The sequence below is a fragment of the Nostoc sp. CHAB 5836 genome, from assembly GCF_020829445.1.
Classification (GTDB): domain Bacteria; phylum Cyanobacteriota; class Cyanobacteriia; order Cyanobacteriales; family Nostocaceae; genus Nostoc.
Genome location: NZ_JAIVFV010000360.1, coordinates 1 through 2,657, shown reverse-complemented (window position 1 = coordinate 2,657; position 2,657 = coordinate 1). Strand labels below are relative to the sequence as shown.

5 protein-coding genes are annotated in these 2,657 nt (G+C 37.7%); 2 read left to right on the top strand and 3 right to left on the bottom strand.

What is annotated here, in order from left to right; translation table 11 throughout:
* Positions 1-218 precede the first annotated feature (218 nt).
* Both LC605_RS32415 and LC605_RS32410 read left to right on the top strand, forming a co-directional pair.
* Positions 219-527 (top strand): hypothetical protein, encoded by a 309-nt coding sequence (locus LC605_RS32415; RefSeq protein ID WP_229551462.1) that lies wholly within the window; start codon positions 219-221, stop codon positions 525-527.
* 137 nt (positions 528-664) lie between these two features.
* On the top strand, positions 665-844 hold the full coding sequence (locus LC605_RS32410) for a hypothetical protein (protein ID WP_229551461.1): 180 nt from the start codon (positions 665-667) through the stop codon (positions 842-844).
* Between the two features lie 133 nt (positions 845-977).
* Here the strand turns inward: LC605_RS32410 and LC605_RS32405 are convergent, their stop codons facing one another.
* The 3 genes from LC605_RS32405 to LC605_RS32395 form a co-directional block, all read right to left on the bottom strand.
* On the bottom strand, positions 978-1,361 hold the full coding sequence (locus tag LC605_RS32405; RefSeq protein ID WP_229551460.1) for a DUF6516 family protein: 384 nt from the start codon (positions 1,359-1,361) through the stop codon (positions 978-980).
* A complete protein-coding gene (locus LC605_RS32400) occupies positions 1,351-1,641 on the bottom strand; it encodes a hypothetical protein (protein ID WP_229551459.1) in 291 nt (96 codons plus the stop codon). Before LC605_RS32400 ends, LC605_RS32405 begins: the two co-directional genes overlap by 11 nt.
* A 242-nt stretch (positions 1,642-1,883) precedes the next feature.
* On the bottom strand, positions 1,884-2,657 hold a 774-nt coding region (locus tag LC605_RS32395; RefSeq protein ID WP_229551458.1), incomplete at its 5' end, for an AIPR family protein.

The following is a 2,657-nucleotide window of genomic DNA, read 5'->3' as shown; positions in this document are numbered from 1 at the left end:
TACGTGCTACCGTTGTCATGATGAGATTTGTCATAGTTCAATCAACTGGACTAAGAACCCTAGTAATCCCGTTTGGGGCAATCGTAATACTGACGAATTTATTACGAGATTAAGGCTGGGATATCAATTACTTTATGGAGGAATTCAACGTGTTTGATTGAGCGGTGTCGTTAATTTTCCTAAAGATGAAATTTTAATTTAATTGGAGAAGAATTCTCATGTATAACAGCGAATACGACAATTTGAGTTTTGAAGAACAATTACACGTGACTGAATCCCTTATCAGACAGCGACACAATCAGCAGATGTTCTTGCGTCGAAACGCCCAATTGTTGCAGCAGGAGTTGGAGCTTGAAGCCGAACTGTTAGAAGAAAATCCAGAGTTAGCCCAAATTATCCATTCTCTTAATATGCGTGAGATTCAGAGTAATCAGCGAGGGGTACAAAATGTTTTAAGTGTAGAAGAATTAACGCCGAAAGAACAAAGTGTTTGGAGTAAGTTTTTGCCCGGACTGGGGGGAAGGTAAATAATCAGTGGTACTCATCTATTTCTTTGGAGATTTAACACAAGCTTTTTGAGTCTCAATAAGTACAAAAAAGTCAGAATAGCCGAATTACTTCATAAATAACCAACTTGTATAACCGATATATGAGGAATCAGGAAATGAGCAATACCATTAACATTCGACTAGAGTCTGTTCAATACGGTAGTTATTGCTTGTGGATGGGGCTAGACGCACAACGAAATTTGTATATGACTTATCCGGCGATTGAAGCTATTCTCAATTATCAGGAAAATTCAGCCAGGAAAAAAATTGTGAATTCCTGGCAGAGCCGTTGGTAAATCCAGACCACGCAAATCTTTTGGCGTGGTCTACACCGAAAATAATGAGCATCGATGTCAAGCTCCTGCTGAAGACGACAGGGGTATATGTAATGTATATACCCGTTGGCGAGGTCTGCCGTCGGCATCGCACTTATACTAATATTTTCTCAATTTCTTTTAGGATCTCAGTTAAAAAAGGAGCATCTGATTTAACGATATTATCCTCACTTTTATCATGTTTATGATGAGGAAAGGTAGGCAGATTTAATTTTCGGTGATGTTCAGTATTGTCATAGCGAAAAATTAGATTATTCTCTGAATTCATATATTGATAACTATACATTTTTCTATCTGGGGATATTTCAACATAAACAAATTCCCTTAAATGCAGCAAGGAATTATCTTTAAATTCGAGCTTGGCTCTGATAAATCCTTCATACATTCCTCTTTTTTCAGTTTCTACATGAAATATTTTAACTATTTCTGAGGATTCAATTAAAAGCTGAATTTCCTGAAAATAATCTTCAATCAACAAAATCAATTTCCTCTATTGACTTTTTTGTTTGTTGTAAGTGTGCCAACATTCGAGCTTCTCCAATCCACTCATCAAAGTCAAAATTATGGGATAATTCATCATTATTAAATTGAGTGATAAATTCCTCAGTTGATAATTGATATTTGGTTTCAAATTCGTGAATTCGTTCTTCTGTTATTTTAATTCCTGCTGTCACACTCTGTAATCTTGATGACAAAGCACTTTGAATAATGCGTCTGAGAAAATCTGGATCTTTTGACCGGAGTTTGAGTTCAGCCATTATTTTTCCTCTCCTGCTACTGTTGAATTCACAAAATAGTCCTTGAATGAGCAGTTGTTATTCTATATGGAAATGGAAAATAATCTGTGAGCGATAGCACTTTTTTGATTTGACTTTCTTAGGCTTTAAAACAATTATCAGTTATCAGTTTAAACCCAAGGATTTTACGACTTTACTGATAACTGTTCACTGTTAAAAGCCATCAGCTATCCAAAACAAATCTCACGCATAGAAAACTTGTATTATTTCTTCCCTGCTTCCACTCGCCTTTTCGTCCCTTGTGTCACATTCGCTTCTTCTTCCTTATCGGAGTTAACCATTTTCATCAAGTACTGATTCAGATAACTTTGTGCCGAAATATACAAACTCTCCCAAATCTCTTGATTGCGGCTGATTTTTGTCCCGACTGTATTCCCTGCTGTTTTCTCCGATACCAAGTATTTGCGGAAATAGTTAGTCCAAAGCTGTTGGAGAAAATCTTCCGCAAATTCCTCAAATGGCAGAATCCATTTGTAGTCTTTGTCCAAAAATACGCGATAGGATGCAACTATCGGTAGTGCCAAGTCGGTTGGCGCACCAAACCCAAAGGAATACCTACTATCTGGCAACAAAGTAGTTTTACGTATATCAATTGATGCTAAGTCGTTGATCCCCTTTCTTCTGGGGTTGCTGATATGTTCTTGGATAATTTCATACAGTCTTTGCTCTATCCACAGAGCTTTGGGAAGTAGAGGCAGTAAAGTGGTTAATCTTTCCCTTTCCGTATCTGTAATATTACCTGCAATATGCATATTTGCTGGATGCTTGGCTCGTTTATTGCCATTGGGATTGTACTTGTTTCTGTCGAGGCAGTTGAGCAGCTTCAGCAAATGGGTAACATTACACTGGGCGTTTCTGGGAGCGCCGCTTTGATTCTGGTAATAGGCAATGCGGAATTTTGTGTTTTCTTTGGCTTCTAAGTCGGCTAAATCCTCCTTGATGAATTTGTAATCACCCCTGGCGTTGATTTTGGAGCG

Coding starts and splice junctions, on each gene's coding strand:
- LC605_RS32410 (WP_229551461.1), top strand. CDS start 665: ATGAGCAATACCATTAACATTCGACTAGAGTCTGTTCAATACGGTAGT.
- LC605_RS32415 (WP_229551462.1), top strand. CDS start 219: ATGTATAACAGCGAATACGACAATTTGAGTTTTGAAGAACAATTACAC.
- LC605_RS32400 (WP_229551459.1), bottom strand. CDS start 1,641: ATGGCTGAACTCAAACTCCGGTCAAAAGATCCAGATTTTCTCAGACGC.